Origin of the sequence: Streptococcus mitis, from assembly GCF_946190375.1 — a bacterium.
Taxonomy (GTDB): domain Bacteria; phylum Bacillota; class Bacilli; order Lactobacillales; family Streptococcaceae; genus Streptococcus; species Streptococcus mitis_CJ.
Genome location: NZ_CAMIAF010000008.1, coordinates 38,848 through 55,501, shown reverse-complemented (window position 1 = coordinate 55,501; position 16,654 = coordinate 38,848). Strand labels below are relative to the sequence as shown.

The 16,654-nt window shown below is 40.3% G+C and carries 17 protein-coding genes and 1 pseudogene; all 18 read left to right on the top strand.

What is annotated here, in order from left to right; genetic code table 11:
* The first annotated feature begins 143 nt into the window (after positions 1–143).
* The 18 genes and pseudogenes from N8M09_RS05025 (at position 144) to N8M09_RS04940 (ending at position 16,607) form a co-directional block, all read left to right on the top strand.
* Positions 144–440 carry a lactococcin 972 family bacteriocin gene (locus tag N8M09_RS05025; protein ID WP_061866245.1) on the top strand — a complete coding sequence of 99 codons (297 nt, stop codon included), beginning with the start codon at positions 144–146 and terminating at the stop codon, positions 438–440.
* 103 nt (positions 441–543) lie between these two features.
* The gene (locus N8M09_RS05020) at positions 544–2,574 is read left to right on the top strand and encodes a bacteriocin-associated integral membrane family protein (protein ID WP_261064235.1); all 2,031 of its coding nucleotides are present in this window, start codon (positions 544–546) and stop codon (positions 2,572–2,574) included.
* 1 nt (position 2,575) lies between these two features.
* A complete protein-coding gene (locus N8M09_RS05015) occupies positions 2,576–3,217 on the top strand; it encodes an ABC transporter ATP-binding protein (RefSeq protein WP_261064232.1) in 642 nt (213 codons plus the stop codon).
* Positions 3,210–3,493, top strand: a pseudogene (locus N8M09_RS05010) (hypothetical protein). The gene N8M09_RS05015 and the pseudogene N8M09_RS05010 overlap by 8 nt, the downstream one beginning before the upstream one ends.
* Positions 3,494–3,744: 251 nt before the next feature.
* Complete coding sequence (rsmA, locus tag N8M09_RS05005; protein WP_261064230.1) at positions 3,745–4,617, top strand: 16S rRNA (adenine(1518)-N(6)/adenine(1519)-N(6))-dimethyltransferase RsmA; 873 nt, start codon at positions 3,745–3,747, stop codon at positions 4,615–4,617.
* Between the two features lies 1 nt (position 4,618).
* Positions 4,619–5,497 carry a ribosome small subunit-dependent GTPase A gene (gene rsgA / locus N8M09_RS05000; protein ID WP_261064228.1) on the top strand — a complete coding sequence of 293 codons (879 nt, stop codon included), beginning with the start codon at positions 4,619–4,621 and terminating at the stop codon, positions 5,495–5,497.
* 10 nt (positions 5,498–5,507) lie between these two features.
* Positions 5,508–6,164 (top strand): ribulose-phosphate 3-epimerase, encoded by a 657-nt coding sequence (rpe, locus tag N8M09_RS04995; RefSeq protein ID WP_261064226.1) that lies wholly within the window; start codon positions 5,508–5,510, stop codon positions 6,162–6,164.
* Positions 6,127–6,789: a thiamine diphosphokinase gene (locus tag N8M09_RS04990; protein ID WP_261064224.1), complete on the top strand. Its 663-nt coding sequence runs from the start codon at positions 6,127–6,129 to the stop codon at positions 6,787–6,789. Before rpe ends, N8M09_RS04990 begins: the two co-directional genes overlap by 38 nt.
* 1 nt (position 6,790) lies before the next feature.
* Positions 6,791–8,047, top strand: coding sequence for a DNA recombination protein RmuC (locus N8M09_RS04985; RefSeq protein WP_261064223.1), 1,257 nt, complete (start codon positions 6,791–6,793; stop codon positions 8,045–8,047).
* Complete coding sequence (locus tag N8M09_RS04980; protein ID WP_261064221.1) at positions 8,037–8,978, top strand: 3'-5' exoribonuclease YhaM family protein; 942 nt, start codon at positions 8,037–8,039, stop codon at positions 8,976–8,978. Before N8M09_RS04985 ends, N8M09_RS04980 begins: the two co-directional genes overlap by 11 nt.
* A 266-nt stretch (positions 8,979–9,244) precedes the next feature.
* Entirely contained in the window at positions 9,245–10,072 is an 828-nt protein-coding gene (gene purR / locus N8M09_RS04975) for a pur operon repressor (protein WP_004238844.1), read from the top strand.
* A gap of 66 nt (positions 10,073–10,138) precedes the next feature.
* Positions 10,139–11,389, top strand: coding sequence for a diaminopimelate decarboxylase (locus N8M09_RS04970; RefSeq protein WP_261064220.1), 1,251 nt, complete (start codon positions 10,139–10,141; stop codon positions 11,387–11,389).
* A 125-nt stretch (positions 11,390–11,514) separates the two neighbouring features.
* Positions 11,515–12,309, top strand: a complete 795-nt coding sequence (gene pflA / locus N8M09_RS04965) for a pyruvate formate-lyase-activating protein (RefSeq protein WP_001288288.1) — start codon at positions 11,515–11,517, stop codon at positions 12,307–12,309.
* Between the two features lie 273 nt (positions 12,310–12,582).
* On the top strand, positions 12,583–13,293 hold the full coding sequence (locus N8M09_RS04960; protein WP_000438101.1) for an ABC transporter ATP-binding protein: 711 nt from the start codon (positions 12,583–12,585) through the stop codon (positions 13,291–13,293).
* 1 nt (position 13,294) lies between these two features.
* On the top strand, positions 13,295–14,080 hold the full coding sequence (locus tag N8M09_RS04955; protein ID WP_261064218.1) for an ABC transporter permease: 786 nt from the start codon (positions 13,295–13,297) through the stop codon (positions 14,078–14,080).
* Between the two features lies 1 nt (position 14,081).
* On the top strand, positions 14,082–14,801 hold the full coding sequence (locus N8M09_RS04950; protein WP_261064216.1) for an ABC transporter permease: 720 nt from the start codon (positions 14,082–14,084) through the stop codon (positions 14,799–14,801).
* 61 nt (positions 14,802–14,862) lie between these two features.
* Positions 14,863–15,549, top strand: a complete 687-nt coding sequence (locus N8M09_RS04945) for a response regulator transcription factor (protein WP_033676135.1) — start codon at positions 14,863–14,865, stop codon at positions 15,547–15,549.
* The gene (locus N8M09_RS04940) at positions 15,519–16,607 is read left to right on the top strand and encodes a sensor histidine kinase (protein ID WP_261064214.1); all 1,089 of its coding nucleotides are present in this window, start codon (positions 15,519–15,521) and stop codon (positions 16,605–16,607) included. The genes N8M09_RS04945 and N8M09_RS04940 overlap by 31 nt, the downstream gene beginning before the upstream one ends.
* Positions 16,608–16,654: the final 47 nt, after the last annotated feature.

Below are 16,654 nucleotides of genomic sequence, written 5' to 3'. Positions count from 1 at the left end.
ATTTCAGGGTGCTATTTTGATAATTTAGAGAAAAACAAATAATTTTAGAATATCATTTAGTAATATAATAGTATCAACGTTGATAATGGAAAGAGGAGCAAATAACTCAACAATCTTGTAATCAAAAATAGAGGAGTATCAATATGAAACAAACAGTTAAAAAATTAGCCCTTGTAGCGAGCATTGCAGCAACATTAGGTGGAAGTGTAGCAGTAGTATCGGCCGCGGTTAAGTATCCAGGTGGTGGTGTTTGGACGTATGGTTCAGCTAACGGCGGTGCGTACTCAAACTACTATCACCCGTCAAAATACCATAGTTCAACGGTTTCCAGCAGATGGAATAGTTCATCTGATAAGGGATATGCTAATGCAGGAGGAACATCACGAGCTTGGATTCGTACTGCGTGGGCCGAGCAAGTAAGTTTCTATTATGATTATTAAAAATTACACACGAGAAAGAAAAAATATTTCTGGGTGAATTGATAACGATGCTTTACTTGGTCACCTTCTCACTAAGTGACCAAGTAACTTTTTGGAGGAAATGATGAAACGTTTATTTATTTTGATTTCAATGGTATTGGTATCGCTTTATATGGTGATAAATTCCGTTGACCATCGAGAAGAGATTTTATTTGGTAACTATGCCTCTGTTGACGTGATGGGTACTGAGCTAAACCAGCCAGTAGCTGGTCGCGAAGAGGTGACAGAGGCTTTGAGTCACTTGGCGGTAGAGCACAATAGTCTCATCGCCCGACGGATTGTTGAACCAAATGAAGCTGGAGAAACACGCTTTACCTATGCCACTTATGGCCAGGGAGAACTTCCAGAAGGTTTGACCATTTCCTCCGAGGAGAGTGCAGAAACGAGTGATTTATTAGGTTCTTACTTGATTGTGTCAGGGAGTCTGGATGGAGTGAGCTTACAGACCGCCCTGCAAGAACTTGGTTATAATGGTGTTGTCTCGAATAGAACAGAGTCATTTTCAATGGTCGTCCTCTTGGCGGCTACCCCAATGGGACTACTGAGTCTAGCTATTTTTCTGCTGACCTTTATGAGTCTGACCCTGATTTATCGGATAAAATCCCTTCGTCAGGCAGGGATTCGTTTAATCGCTGGTGAGAGCTTGTTTGGGGTGGTTCTCAGACCAGTGTTAGAAGATATGAGACAGCTTATCTTCTCGGTGCTGGTATCCAGTTTTTTGGGATTGGGGATTCTCTGGTATCAAGGTGCCTTGTTTATGGCAACGGTGCAACTGGTCATCATTGCTCTTCTACTTTATGGATTGACCTTGGCAGGGATTTCTACCTTACTAAGTGTCGTGTATCTACTTGGTTTACAGGAAAATAGTCTGGTGGATCTCTTGAAAGGGAGACTCCCTCTCAAACGTATGATGACATTGATGATGGTGGGGCAACTCTTAGCCGTACTGGTGGTCGGATCAAGTGCGACTGCTCTCCTACCCCACTACCGTGAAATGCAGGAAATGGAGAGAGCTAGCGATAAATGGAGCCAGTCCTCAGACCGTTACCGTCTATCCTTTGGTTGGTCTAGTGCATTTGCCGATGAAGAAGGAATGCGTAAGGATAATCGTGAGTGGCAGACATTTACTGAAGAACGGTTAGCCAATACAGACTCTTTTTATATCATGAGCAATGTTGACAATTTCTCAGATGGAGCAGAAGTGGACCTAGATGGCAATCGTTTCAATGACTACACACCTTCAGGGAATGTTATCTATGTCTCACCGCGCTATCTGATAGAAGAAAAGATTACCATTTCTTCAGAGTTTATGGACAAGATGCAAAACTTATCTGAGGGAGAGTTTGGGCTGATCTTGCCTGAGAGCTTGCGAGAGCAATCTGCCTACTATCAAGGATTATTTACAGATTACCTGCAAAACTTTTCATCTGAAAGTGTAGAAGTGACAAGTCAGAAACACTACCTCCCACAGGTAACGCTAGCTTTTACAGAAACAGGACAGGAACGCTTCCTCTATAACGATGGGTACAAGACGACACGCCAGTACCTAAAAGATCCGATTATTGTAGTTTTAACGCCGCAAGCGACTGGAACAAGACCTGTTGCAGGGATGTTATGGGGAACTACGGCTAATAGTGCCTTGAAACTAGATCGATATGGAGATAGTATCACAGCTCTAAAAGAGCAAGGTCTGTATCACAAGGTCTCTTATTTGGTAAAAAGCCAGCTGTTTTTTGCCAAGGTACTAAATGACAAACGGATGGAGTTCTACTCTCTCCTTATTGGGACGATTTTGACCCTGTCTACGGCTATCTTGTTATTTGATTCCATGAATCTTCTCTATTTTGAGCAGTTCAGACGGGAGCTCATGATTAAACGTCTTTCTGGTATGACAATTTATGAGCTTCATGGCAAGTACTTACTGGCGCAAGGAGGAGTTCTCTTGATTGGCCTAGTCCTATCTAGTATTTTGACAAGAGATGGTTTGATCAGCGCTCTAGTTGTAGCTTTGTTTACGCTTAACGCCCTCTTGATTTTAGTAAGGCAGGATAAAAAAGAAGAAGCTGGTAGCATGGCAGTATTGAAAGGAAAATAAGATGATTGATATTCAAGGATTGGAAAAGAAATTTAATGATCGCGCGATTTTCTCTGATTTAAATCTCAAGCTAGAGAAGGGCAAGGTTTATGCCTTAATCGGAAAGAGTGGAAGCGGAAAGACGACTTTGCTTAATATCTTAGGCAAACTAGAAAAGATAGATGGTGGAAGGATTCTCTATCAGGGGAAAGATTTAAAAACCATTCCCACTCGTGAGTATTTTCGAGACCAGATGGGCTATCTCTTTCAAAATTTTGGACTCTTAGAAAACCAATCAATCAAAGAGAATTTGGATTTGGGCTTTGTCGGTCAAAAAATTTCAAAAGTAGAACGTTTGGAAAGGCAAGTGGAGGCTTTAGAAAAAGTTAATCTAGGGTATTTGGATCTAGAACAAAAAATTTATACTTTATCTGGGGGAGAGGCCCAACGAGTTGCCCTTGCGAAGACTATTTTGAAAAATCCACCCTTGATTTTAGCGGATGAACCAACAGCAGCTCTTGATCCTGAAAATTCAGAGGAGGTTATGAATCTCTTGGTGGGATTGAAAGATGAAAATCGAATGATCATCATTGCGACCCATAATCCCCTAGTCTGGAATAAGGCTGATGAAATCATTGATATGAGGGAGCTTGCTCATGTGTGAAAAAATCCGTATTCGCAGGGTATCTGATTATCCTAGTGCCAGAGGTGGTTTAGAAGATATTCTCATCATGGAAAATATGACCAATCATCTCAAATCCGAGTGAATGGCTATTTGCTTGATTTTGCTAGTATTGAAGGGCAAAGGCAAAAGCATTATCGTTTGAAAAATTTACCTCAAACGGTTGAACTGACAGTGGATGATGTGGAGGAGGATGTAGATTTGACCCTATCCGAAAATAGAAGTTATCAAGAAGCTGATTTTTTTGATACTCAATGAAAATCAAAGAGCAAACTAGGAAGCTAGCCGCAGGCTGTACTTGAGTACGGCAAGGTGAAGCTGACGTGGTTTGAATTTGATTTTCGAAGAGTATGAACGTATGTTTCGAGAGAACCGCTAAGTCCCCCTTTAAAGATTTCCAAGACTATCTTTCTTCACGAGGAAAGATAGTTTTTTGGTATGATTTTCACCCCCAAAATACAAGGGGAATGTGTTACAATAGTAGTAACAGATAATAGAAAAGAGAATAGATGAGAATTGCAGATTATAGCGTGACCAAGGCAGTGCTGGAGCGTCACGGTTTTACCTTTAAAAAGTCCTTCGGGCAAAATTTCTTGACGGATACCAATATCCTACAAAAAATCGTGGATACAGCTGAGATTGATGACCAGGTTAATGTCATTGAAATTGGCCCAGGGATTGGTGCCTTGACAGAGTTTCTAGCGGAGCGTGCAGCTCAAGTCATGGCCTTTGAGATTGACCACCGTTTGGTGCCGATTTTGGCAGATACCTTGCGTGATTTTGATAATGTGACCGTAGTCAACGAGGATATTCTCAAGGTCGATTTGGCGCAGCATATCCAGAATTTTAAAAATCCTGACCTGCCAATCAAGGTAGTGGCTAATTTGCCTTACTACATCACGACGCCTATTCTCATGCACTTAATCGAGAGTGGGATTCCTTTTAGTGAGTTTGTTGTTATGATGCAGAAAGAAGTGGCGGACCGCATTTCAGCCCAGCCGAATACCAAGGCTTACGGTAGCTTGTCGATTGCGGTGCAGTATTACATGACTGCCAAGGTTGCTTTCATCGTGCCTCGTACGGTCTTTGTGCCAGCGCCAAACGTGGACTCTGCTATTTTGAAAATGGTGCGTCGTCCAGAACCAGCCGTAGCAGTGGAAGACGAGAACTTCTTCTTTAAGGTTTCTAAGGCTAGTTTCACTCATCGACGCAAGACTTTATGGAATAACCTGACAGGTTACTTTGGCAAGACTGAGGAAGTTAAGGACAAGCTGACGAAGGCTTTGGACCAAGCAGGCTTGTCACCAAGTGTGCGTGGAGAAGCTCTCGGCTTGACAGAATTTGCCAGTCTAGCAGACGCGCTTAAAGGGCAAGGACTCTAAGATGCAGGGACAAATTATTAAGGCCTTGGCAGGCTTCTACTATGTAGAGAGTGATGGCCAGGTCTATCAAACACGCGCGCGTGGGAATTTCCGTAAAAAAGGCCATACTCCTTACGTTGGAGACTGGGTAGATTTTTCTGCCGAGGAAAATTCAGAAGGCTATATCCTCAAGATTCATGAACGGAAAAACAGTCTGGTCCGTCCGCCTATTGTCAATATTGACCAAGCTGTGGTGATCATGTCTGTCAAGGAACCTGATTTTAACAGCAATTTGCTGGATCGTTTCTTGGTTCTTTTGGAGCACAAGGACATCCATCCCATCGTTTATATTTCTAAAATGGATTTGTTGGAAGATAGAGGAGAACTGGATTTTTATGAACAGACTTATGGTGACATCGGCTATGACTTTGTGACCAGTAAAGAGGAACTCCTGCCTTTATTAACAGGCAAGGTTACGGTCTTTATGGGGCAGACAGGTGTTGGGAAGTCAACTCTTCTCAATAAAATCGCACCAGACCTCAATCTTGAAACAGGAGAAATTTCAGACAGTCTGGGTCGTGGTCGCCATACTACTCGAGCTGTTAGTTTTTACAACCTCAATGGGGGTAAAATCGCAGATACACCAGGTTTTTCATCTCTGGATTATGAAGTGTCAACAGCAGAAGATCTCAATCAGGCCTTCCCAGAGATTGCTAGTGTCAGCCGAAACTGCAAATTCCGCACTTGTACCCATACCCATGAGCCGTCCTGTGCAGTGAAGCCGGCAGTAGAAGAGGGCGCCATTACAACCTTCCGTTTTGACAACTATCTGCAATTTCTCAGTGAAATTGAAAATCGCAGAGAAACCTATAAAAAAGTCAGCAAAAAAATTCCAAAATAAGGAGAAACCTATGTCTCAATACAAGATTGCTCCGTCAATTCTGGCAGCAGATTATGCCAACTTTGAACGTGAAATCAAACGCCTAGAAGCAACTGGGGCAGAGTATGCCCATATCGATATCATGGATGGGCACTTTGTGCCACAAATCAGTTTTGGTGCAGGTGTGGTCGAAGCTCTTCGTCCTCATAGTAAGATGGTCTTTGACTGCCATTTGATGGTGTCAAACCCAGAGCATCATTTAGAGGATTTTGCGCGTGCAGGTGCGGATATCATCAGCATCCATGTGGAAGCAACGCCTCATATTCATGGTGCCCTCCAAAAAATTCGTTCACTCGGTGTCAAGCCATCAGTTGTCATCAATCCTGGTACGCCTGTTGAAGCTATTAAGCACGTGCTTCACCTAGTTGACCAAGTTTTAGTTATGACAGTTAACCCTGGCTTCGGTGGACAAGCCTTTCTGCCAGAAACCATGGATAAGGTCCGAGAGTTGGTTGCCCTTCGTGATGAAAAAGGCTTGAACTTTGAAATCGAAGTGGATGGCGGGATTGATGCCCAAACTATTGCCCAAGCCAAAGAAGCTGGTGCGACCGTTTTTGTAGCAGGTTCCTATGTCTTTAAGGGAGATGTCAATGAGCGAGTACAAACTCTCAGAAAACAACTGGACTAGGGTTGCCGTTTTTGCAGGAGGAGACCGCGGTCACTACCGGACGGACTTTGATTGCTTTGTCGGTGTGGATCGAGGCTCGCTTTGGGTTTTGGAAGAAAACCTTCCTCTTGCTCTAGCAGTTGGAGATTTTGATTCTGTAACTGCAGAAGAACGACAGGTGATTCAAAAACGTGCCCAGCATTTTGTCCAAGCCCGACCAGAAAAAGATGATACAGATTTGGAATTGGCTCTCTTAACCATCTTTGAGCAAAATCCTCAGGCTGAGGTTACTATTTTTGGTGCTTTGGGTGGCCGTATTGATCACATGCTGGCCAATGTTTTTCTTCCTAGCAATCCCAAGTTGGCGCCTTATATGCGCCAGATAGCGATTGAGGATGGGCAAAATTTGATTGCCTATTGTCCAGAAGGGACCGGTCAGCTAGAACCTCGTTTAGACTATGACTATCTAGCTTTTATGCCAGTTCGGGATAGTCAGCTGACCATTCTCGGAGCCAAGTATGAGTTGACAGAGGAAAATTTTTTCTTTAAAAAAGTGTACGCTTCTAACGAATATATAGATAGGGAAGTGTCGGTGACTTGCCCAGATGGCTATGTGGTCGTGCTACATAGTAAGGACAGGAGGTAGAATGGAAAGTTTACTTGTTCTATTATTGATTGCCAACCTAGCTGGCCTCTTTCTGATTTGGCAAAGGCAGGCTAAGCAGGAAAAACATCTCAGCAAGATCTTGGAGGATCAGGCAGATCACTTGTCAGACCAGTTGGATTATCGCTTTGAACAAGCCAGACAAGCCAGGCAGTTGGACCAAAAAGACTTGGAAGTGGCTGTCAGTGACCGTTTGCAAGAAATGCGAATGGAATTGCACCAAGGTCTGACTCAGGTCCGTCAAGAAATGACAGAGAATCTCTTGCAAATTAGAGATAAGACTGACCAACGTCTTCAAGCCTTGCAGGAATCAAATGAGCAACGTTTAGAACAAATGCGCCAAACAGTCGAGGAAAAACTAGAAAAGACCTTACAGACACGCTTGCAGGCCTCCTTTGAGACAGTTTCCAAGCAATTGGAGTCTGTCAATCGTGGTCTTGGAGAAATGCAGACTGTTGCCCGCGATGTCGGAGCCCTTAATAAGGTTCTCTCAGGAACCAAGACGCGAGGGATTCTGGGAGAATTGCAACTGGGACAAATCATAGAGGACATCATGACCCCTGCCCAGTACGAACGAGAATATGCAACGGTTGAAAACTCCAGTGAACGAGTGGAGTATGCTATCAAGTTACCTGGACAAGGCGACCAGGAATATGTCTACCTGCCGATTGACTCCAAATTTCCTTTGGCTGATTATTACCGCTTAGAAGAAGCCTATGAAGCAGGTGACAAGGATGAAATCGAACGCTGTCGCAAGTCACTCCTAGTCAGCGTCAAGCGCTTTGCCAAGGATATCAAGAGCAAGTACATAGCACCGCCTCGGACGACCAATTTTGGAGTTTTGTTTGTTCCGACAGAAGGTCTTTACTCAGAAATCGTCCGCAATCCTGTCTTCTTTGATGACTTGAGACGGGAGGAGCAGATTATTGTTGCAGGTCCAAGTACCCTATCAGCCCTCCTCAATTCCCTATCAGTTGGCTTCAAAACTCTCAATATCCAAAAGAGTGCCGACCATATCAGCAAGACTCTTGCCAGTGTCAAGACCGAGTTTGGCAAGTTTGGTGGTATTCTGGTTAAGGCACAAAAACACCTCCAACATGCCTCTGGCAATATTGAGGAATTATTAAACCGTCGCACTACAGCTATCGAGCGAACTCTCCGTCACATTGAGTTATCAGAAGGTGAGCCTGCGCTTGATCTACTCTATTTCCAAGAAAATGAGGAAGAATATGAAGATTAGTCACATGAAAAAAGATGAGCTGTTTGAAGGCTTTTACCTAATCAAATCAGCTGACCTGAGGCAAACTAGAGCTGGGAAAAACTACCTAGCCTTTACCTTCCAAGATGATAGTGGCGAGATTGAAGGGAAACTCTGGGATGCCCAACCTCATAACATTGAGGCCTTTACCGCAGGTAAGGTTGTCCACATGAAAGGACGCCGAGAAGTTTATAACAACACCCCTCAGGTTAACCAAATTACTCTCCGTCTGCCTCAACCTGGTGAACCCAATGACCCAGCTGATTTCAAGGTCAAGTCACCAGTTGATGTCAAGGAAATCCGTGACTACATGTCGCAAATGATTTTTAAAATTGAAAATCCTGTTTGGCAACGGATTGTCCGAAAGCTCTACACCAAGTATGATAAGGAATTTTACTCCTATCCAGCTGCCAAGACAAACCATCATGCCTTTGAAACGGGCTTGGCCTATCATACGGCAACCATGGTGCGCTTGGCAGATGCCATTAGCGAAATCTATCCTCAGCTCAATAAGAGCCTGCTTTATGCAGGGATTATGCTGCATGACTTAGCTAAAGTCATCGAGTTGACGGGACCAGACCAGACCGAGTACACAGTGCGAGGCAATCTCCTTGGGCATATTGCTCTAATTGATAGCGAAATTACCAAGACAGTTATGGAACTCGGCATTGATGATACCAAGGAAGAAGTCGTTCTGCTTCGTCACGTTATCCTCAGTCACCACGGCTTACTTGAGTATGGAAGTCCAGTCCGTCCACGCATTATGGAAGCAGAGATTATCCATATGATTGATAATCTGGATGCTAGCATGATGATGATGTCAACAGCTCTGGCTTTGGTGGATAAGGGAGAGATGACCAATAAAATCTTCGCTATGGACAATCGTTCCTTCTATAAACCAGATTTAGATTAATAATTTAAGAAAAATGAGCATTTTTTAGGACAAGAATGTTCGTTTTTTTATGTGAATATGGTATAATAAGTAAAAGATAAAAATTAATACTCTTCGAAAATCTCTTCAAACTAGGGTAACATCGCCTTGTCGTATGTATATATGTAGTTATATTACAGACTTTGTCAGTTCTATCGACAACCTCAAAACAGTGTTTTGAATCGTCAGCGACCAGCTTTCTAGTTTGCTTTTTGATTTTTTGAATAAAAATGGAATAGGAAATAGAAATGAAATTAAGAAGAAGTGATCGGATGGTTGTCATTTCCAACTATTTGATTAATAATCCTTATAAACTAACTAGTCTCAATACTTTTGCTGAAAAGTATGAATCTGCTAAATCATCCATCTCAGAGGATATCGTGATTATCAAACGCGCATTTGAGGAAATTGAAATCGGTCATATCCAGACAGTAACTGGTGCTGGTGGTGGTGTTATTTTCACACCATCAATCTCAAGCCATGATGCCAAGGAAATGGTTGAAGACTTGCGTGCCAAGTTGTCAGAAAGTGATCGTATCTTGCCAGGTGGTTACATCTACCTGTCTGATTTGCTTAGCACACCAGCTATCTTGAAAAATATTGGTCGCATTATTGCTAAGAGCTTTATGGACCAAAAAATTGATGCAGTTATGACTGTAGCGACTAAGGGTGTTCCACTTGCAAATGCAGTTGCCAATGTCCTCAATGTTCCTTTTGTTATTGTGCGCCGTGACCTGAAAATTACCGAAGGTTCAACTGTTAGCGTCAACTATGTTTCAGGTTCAAGTGGTGACCGCATTGAGAAAATGTTCCTTTCAAAGCGCAGTCTCAAGGCAGGTAGCCGTGTCCTGATTGTGGATGACTTCTTGAAAGGTGGCGGAACGGTCAATGGGATGATTAGTCTCTTGCGTGAGTTTGATTCAGAATTGGCAGGTGTAGCGGTCTTTGCGGATAATGCCCAAGAAGAACGTGAAAAGCAGTTTGATTACAAGTCACTCTTGAAGGTAACCAATATTGATGTCAAGAACCAAGCCATCGATGTTGAGGTTGGCAATATCTTTGACGAAGATAAATAAGAGATAGAACTAAAGGTTGGAACAATTGTCCCAGCCTTTCTTTGCAAATAGAATAGAAGGAAACTTATGAAAACACCATTTATCAATAAAGAAGACTTAGAAAAGATTGTTGCCGAGTTCCCAACTCCCTTTCACTTGTATGATGAGAAGGGAATTCGTGAAAAGGCAAGAGCCGTCAACCAAGCATTTTCATGGAACAAGGGCTTTAAGGAATATTTTGCAGTTAAGGCTACTCCAACTCCAGCTATTTTGAAAATTCTCCAAGAGGAAGGTTGTGGCGTGGACTGCTCTAGTTATGTGGAGCTTTTGATGAGTCATAAACTGAATTTTCCAGGTTCTGAGATTATGTTCTCTTCAAACAACACGCCAGATAAGGAATATGCCTATGCACGTGAATTAGGTGCGACCATTAACTTGGATGCTTTTGAAGATATTGAACATCTGGAGCGTGCAGCAGGCATTCCAGAAATTATTTCTTGTCGTTACAATCCTGGAGGCGTTTTTGAACTGGGGACAGACATTATGGACAATCCTGGAGAAGCCAAGTTTGGCATGACCAAGGACCAGCTCTTTGAAGCTTTTGCTATCTTGAAGGAAAAAGGAGCCAAGACTTTTGGGATTCACTCCTTCCTAGCATCCAATACCGTGACCCATCTCTATTATCCAGAGTTGGCGCGTCAGCTTTTTGAATTGGCTGTTGAAATCAAGGAAAAGTTGGGCATTTCGCTAGACTTTATCAATCTTTCTGGCGGTATTGGTGTCAACTATCGTCCTGAGCAGGAGCCAAATGATATCGCTTTGATTGGTGAGGGGGTTCGTAAAGTTTATGAAGAGGTCCTTACACCAGCAGGTCTTGGTCAGGTTAAGATTTTCACCGAATTGGGTCGTTTTATGTTGGCACCTCACGGTGCTTTGGTCACAAGAGTCACTCATAAGAAGGAAACCTACCGTACCTATCTAGGTGTGGATGCATCAGCAGTCAACCTCATGCGTCCAGCTATGTACGGAGCTTATCATCATATTACTAACGTGACCCATCCAGATGGACCAGCTGAAGTGGTAGATGTGGTTGGTTCACTCTGTGAAAACAATGATAAATTTGCAGTGAATCGCGAACTGCCTTATACAGAAATCGGTGATTTGCTGGTAATTCATGATACAGGTGCTCACGGTTTTTCAATGGGCTACCAGTACAACGCCAAACTTCGTTCTGCGGAAATCCTCTATACCGAAGAAGGTAAAGCCCGCCAAATCCGCCGTGCAGAGCGCCCTGAGGACTACTTTGCAACCTTGTATGGCTTTGATTTTGAAGAATAAAATGATAATTCATTGAAAATGAAATTGAAAAACAGATTGCTTTCTAAAAAATAGGCAAAAATCTTGTTTTTCCTTCAAGTCGTGATATAATAAAACTATAAAACGTTTTCAAGGAAGGTAACGATATGTCTGAAGAAACAATTGATTATGGACAAGTGACAGGAATGGTGCATTCGACAGAAAGCTTTGGTTCGGTAGATGGACCTGGTATTCGCTTTATTGTCTTTTTGCAGGGCTGTCACATGCGTTGCCAGTATTGCCATAACCCGGATACTTGGGCTATGGAGTCCAATAAATCACGTGAACGAACGGTAGATGATGTCTTGACAGAGGCCTTGCGTTACCGTGGTTTCTGGGGAAATAAGGGCGGTATTACAGTCAGTGGAGGAGAAGCTCTCTTGCAGATTGATTTTCTGATTGCCCTCTTCACCAAGGCTAAAGAACAAGGAATCCACTGTACCTTGGACACCTGTGCCCTTCCTTTCCGTAATAAACCACGTTACCTTGAAAAGTTTGACAAGCTCATGGCTGTCACTGACTTGGTTCTCTTGGATATCAAGGAAATCAACGAAGAACAGCACAAGATTGTCACTAGCCAAACCAATAAAAACATCCTGGCCTGTGCCCAGTATCTATCAGATATTGGAAAACCTGTCTGGATTCGTCACGTGCTAGTTCCGGGCTTAACAGACAGAGACGATGACTTGATTGAACTTGGTAAGTTCGTTAAGACCCTCAAAAATGTTGATAAGTTTGAAATTCTACCTTATCACACCATGGGTGAGTTCAAATGGCGTGAATTGGGAATTCCTTATTCACTCGAAGGGGTTAAACCGCCAACAGCAGACCGCGTCAAGAACGCTAAAAAACTCATGGATACCGAAAGTTATCAAGACTATATGAAACGTGTACATGGATAAAAAAGAAGCCTGATGGAAACATCGGGCTTTTAAGTTTACACAAATATATATAATTAAATAAAACAAAATTTTATACTCTTCGAAAATCTCTTCAAACCACGTCAGCGTCGCCTTACCGTACTCAAGTACAGCTTACGGCTAGCTTCCTAGTTTGCTCTTTGATTTTCATTGAGTATTAAATCTTTTGACTCTTGAAATTCTGAAAAAAATCCGAAAATGAATGTGTAAGATATAGTTACTTTTAGAAATATTAAATAGAATAGGAGAACATCTATGGAACAAAGTATTACTATTAAAAATTTATGTAAGTCATATGGCCAAACTCAAATTTTAAAAGATATTTCTTTTGAAGCAAAAGCAGGTAGAGTGACTGCTTTCCTAGGTCCAAATGGAGCTGGAAAAAGTTCAACCTTACGTATTTTATTAGGATTAGACAAAGCAACATCTGGCCTTACTAAAATTGGAGATCAAACTTATAAGGAATTAAAATTTCCTCTAAAAACTGTAGGAGCTTCATTTGACAGTGTAGGTGCTCCTGATGATCGGACTGTTTATCAACATTTGAAAATTGTTGCTGCTAGTAATGGGATATCCAGTCAGCGAATTGAGCAAGTCTTGGATATGGTGGATATTAGCCATAAGAAAAAATCTAAAATTGGGAAATTATCATTAGGAGAAGGACAACGATTAGGAATTGCAACAGCTCTATTAGGAAATCCTCAATATCTGATATTGGATGAACCGACTAATGGGTTGGATCCAAGAGGAATTCGGTGGTTTAGAGAGTTTATAAAAAAACAAGCTCAAGAAGGGAAGACAGTCTTGCTATCATCTCATATATTATCGGAAGTGGAAGCAGTAACAGATGATGTAGTTATCATAAATAAAGGAAAAGTTCTTATAAAAGGCACTTTACAAGAAGTGATGAAAAATCTTTCTTCACTAGAAGAAGTCTTCTTTAGTTTAACAGAGGGAGGAAAGTGACATGGCACTTATTTACTCTCTTCATTCTGAAATATTGAAATTACTTTATAAGAGAGCTACTCATATTGTACTATTCTTGATACTCGTATTTCAAACATTCTTAGCAAATATTGGTGCTTCTCAGATTGTTTCAGTTGGTATTCATGCTACACCAGCGACAAATCCAGAATTAGCAGAAGCTATACCTCCTATTGAATTTTTAGGTTTTGATGTCACTTTATTTGGTGTTTTTATTATGATTATCCTAGGCTCAATTTACGGAGCCGAGGAGTATAAATGCTCTGCTATTCGTACAAGCCTCCTCTCTATTACAAATCGAAGTACTTTCCTAGTTTTAAAAACATTAGTTTGGCTTGTATTTTCTTTTTTCATTTCCTTTCTATCAATATTCCTTACGATTAACATGACACATTATGTTTTAGGACAAGATGGCTTATTGCTTTTTTCACTAAATGGAACAGTTTGGTTCTATATATTTTTAGCCAGTATAGCTTGGACTTTGTTGGGACTACTGGCCTATATTATGGCTTTGACATTTAAAACAGCCATTGTTCCTCTATTATTTTTGCTTCCCCAAGTCTACAATGTAGGAACATTCTTAGCAAACTATATATCGGTTGCAAAATTTCTTCCAGTTGCATTGGGGCAAGGATTGATTGCTACATCTCCTCAAATTTTAGAACAGAATAGTTTACAACATATTTTACTTTTACTTTGTTGGAACTTCTTATTCTTGGCTTTAGCAATTTACCGATTACTTAAGTCAGATATTGGAGGAGGTGAATAAGTTGAAAGAGCAACTTAAAAGTGAGTATCTCAAGTTTATGATGAATCCTTGGCACTGGTTGATTATAGGTGCTCTATTACTGTGTGTTCCAGCGATGGTTGTTTTTTTAAATAGTAAGCCAGACCAGTTGACCCTACAGTTTGTTTTGGAACAGCTACTGCAAAGTCTCTATTTAGGACAGGCAGGTTTCGTTAGTCTAGTGGTTCTATTTATAGGTCAAGAATTTACAGGTTCTAGCCTTCGTACCAGTTTTCTTACATGTCCAAATCGTTTGAAATTTATAATCTGTAAACTAGCTATTCTATTATGTATTGAAATTATCCTATTGGTCGCTGTAATATCATTATGCATACTAATCGCGCAAGGATACTACAATATCAATCTTTTGAGTAATATTAAACATGTTCTAACAATTCTATTTCCAGCTTGTATTTCTATTCTAACCTTCTCTCTTTTAAGTGGTATTTTTGTATTTATTTCCCAGTCTTTTATCTTAATTCTGGGAATAAGTTTATCCCTTTTATTGGGGTTGGGACAAATGTTACTACAATTCAGTTCTTTTTTTAGAAATTTACCATTACTAACTAGTATGAATTGTTTTTATACCTATCCATTGTCTCTTTATTATCCAGTGTGGCAAGGCTTAGGGATACAAATAGTTTGGTTATTAATTGTTTTTGTATTTGCTACATTGATACTTATAGGAAAAAATGTACGCTAAAGACAGGGGATGTCCTGTCTTTTTCTCGGTTAGTGCTATAATATAGTTAGGAGGGCGAGTTATGGCTTATAAAATTTTGGTGGTAGATGATGATCTTGCTATTCTTCGCCTAATAAAAAAAGTACTAGAATATGAAAAATATGAAGTAGTCATACGAAATAAGGTAGAAGAGATTGATCTTTGTGATTTTACAGGATTTGACTTGATTTTATTAGATATTATGATGCCTGTTAGTGGTTTAGAAATCTGTCAGATGATTCGCGAGCAGATAACTGTTCCTATCTGTTTTATAACTGCCAAGGATATGGATGAAGACTTAGTAGCTGGAATCAATGCAGGTGCTGATGATTATATTATGAAGCCCTTTAGTATGCAAGAACTTTTAGCACGTGTTAAAATGCACTTGCGTCGTGAAGAACGGACTAAAGGAAATGTTCATCAAATAAAGATTGGGAAGCTTATACTATATACGGATAGTAAGGAACTATTTGTAAACGATGATAAGATTGCTCTGACAAGGAGGGAATTTGACATAGTGAATCTTTTGGCAAGCAACCCAAGTAAAATATATTCTATTGAGGAAATTTATAATTATCTATATCCACAAAGTTCAGAAGCGCTTTTACGTTCGGTTTCAGAGTACATTTATCAAATTCGTCAAAAGCTGAAACCTTATCAATTAAATCCAATTAAAACCTTATACGGTGGAGGATATCAATGGGTAGAATCAAAAGTTTTAGACAATTAATTCGAGAAACCTATTGGAGAATTATTTGGCAGTTTAGTCTTGGCTTACTAATGGCCTATCTTATTCCCTTAGCTTCAGTATCTATACAAATAAATGAAGACGGGAAAACTCTAAAAAATAGTGGTGTTCTATCAATTTTTTTCAATGTGTCATCATGGATATATATTTGTGTTTTATTGATTGTTCTAATAAGTTATCACATTGGAAAATTGTTGAAAAAACTGAGTTATGAAATGACTTTGATTTATGAAAATAGTATGTGGTTGGAGAAGGAATGTACAGAAAGTTTAACGGTTAAAGAATTTCGTGAGACAGGAAATCGGATTATTGTGATGCAAGATAGAATTCGACAATTAATAGTTGATGAGAAACAGCAGAAAGAAGATTTGATGTTTCAGGTTTCAGCAGCTTCTCATGATTTAAAAACTCCCTTAACCATTATTAGGGGGAATGTGGAATTTTTGCAGGCGATAACTGAAAACGACCAATCTCAAGAATGCTTAGCAGATATAGAAAGAGCTAGTCAACAGTTACTAGATTATTTCAATCAATTAATTCACTATTCTAAAACCTATTATGATGATGAGACAGGCTGGGTGGAATATTCCTCTTCAGATTTTATAAATGAATTAGAGAAAGAAGTCTCTTTTTTGATAAAAAATCAGATGAAGTTTTCTTTTGAACAAAATGTGAAAGGAACTGAAAACTATTATATAAATCCATCTCTTCTGATTCGTGCAATACAAAATATTTTAACAAATGCTCTGGAATACGCCGATAAACAGAATCCTAAAATTAACATTAGGGTAGAGCAAGAGGGGAAGGAATTGAAAATAGGTATATGGAATAATGGTTCGGAATTTCCAGAGGAAGTTTTAACTAATTTTGGAAAGCTCTTTTATCGTATGGATAAAGCTAGATCGTATAAAGAGCAACATTATGGTATTGGACTTAGTTTTGTATGTAGAGTTGCAAAACTACACAAAGGCCGAGTTGAGCTTAGAAATAGAGACGCGGGAGCAGAAGTTTTAATAACTGTGAAGTGTATTAAATCATAGTGATTTACTTGTTAATTTATGATTGAATAGTTTTTATATGTGAGCCT

Bases quoted from the DNA above. Each gene is read 5' to 3' on its own strand.
- N8M09_RS05025 (WP_061866245.1), top strand. From the start codon at position 144: ATGAAACAAACAGTTAAAAAATTAGCCCTTGTAGCGAGCATTGCAGCA.
- N8M09_RS05020 (WP_261064235.1), top strand. From the start codon at position 544: ATGAAACGTTTATTTATTTTGATTTCAATGGTATTGGTATCGCTTTAT.
- N8M09_RS05015 (WP_261064232.1), top strand. From the start codon at position 2,576: ATGATTGATATTCAAGGATTGGAAAAGAAATTTAATGATCGCGCGATT.
- rsmA (WP_261064230.1), top strand. From the start codon at position 3,745: ATGAGAATTGCAGATTATAGCGTGACCAAGGCAGTGCTGGAGCGTCAC.
- rsgA (WP_261064228.1), top strand. From the start codon at position 4,619: ATGCAGGGACAAATTATTAAGGCCTTGGCAGGCTTCTACTATGTAGAG.
- rpe (WP_261064226.1), top strand. From the start codon at position 5,508: ATGTCTCAATACAAGATTGCTCCGTCAATTCTGGCAGCAGATTATGCC.
- N8M09_RS04990 (WP_261064224.1), top strand. From the start codon at position 6,127: ATGAGCGAGTACAAACTCTCAGAAAACAACTGGACTAGGGTTGCCGTT.
- N8M09_RS04985 (WP_261064223.1), top strand. From the start codon at position 6,791: ATGGAAAGTTTACTTGTTCTATTATTGATTGCCAACCTAGCTGGCCTC.
- N8M09_RS04980 (WP_261064221.1), top strand. From the start codon at position 8,037: ATGAAGATTAGTCACATGAAAAAAGATGAGCTGTTTGAAGGCTTTTAC.
- purR (WP_004238844.1), top strand. From the start codon at position 9,245: ATGAAATTAAGAAGAAGTGATCGGATGGTTGTCATTTCCAACTATTTG.
- N8M09_RS04970 (WP_261064220.1), top strand. From the start codon at position 10,139: ATGAAAACACCATTTATCAATAAAGAAGACTTAGAAAAGATTGTTGCC.
- pflA (WP_001288288.1), top strand. From the start codon at position 11,515: ATGTCTGAAGAAACAATTGATTATGGACAAGTGACAGGAATGGTGCAT.
- N8M09_RS04960 (WP_000438101.1), top strand. From the start codon at position 12,583: ATGGAACAAAGTATTACTATTAAAAATTTATGTAAGTCATATGGCCAA.
- N8M09_RS04955 (WP_261064218.1), top strand. From the start codon at position 13,295: ATGGCACTTATTTACTCTCTTCATTCTGAAATATTGAAATTACTTTAT.
- N8M09_RS04945 (WP_033676135.1), top strand. From the start codon at position 14,863: ATGGCTTATAAAATTTTGGTGGTAGATGATGATCTTGCTATTCTTCGC.
- N8M09_RS04940 (WP_261064214.1), top strand. From the start codon at position 15,519: ATGGGTAGAATCAAAAGTTTTAGACAATTAATTCGAGAAACCTATTGG.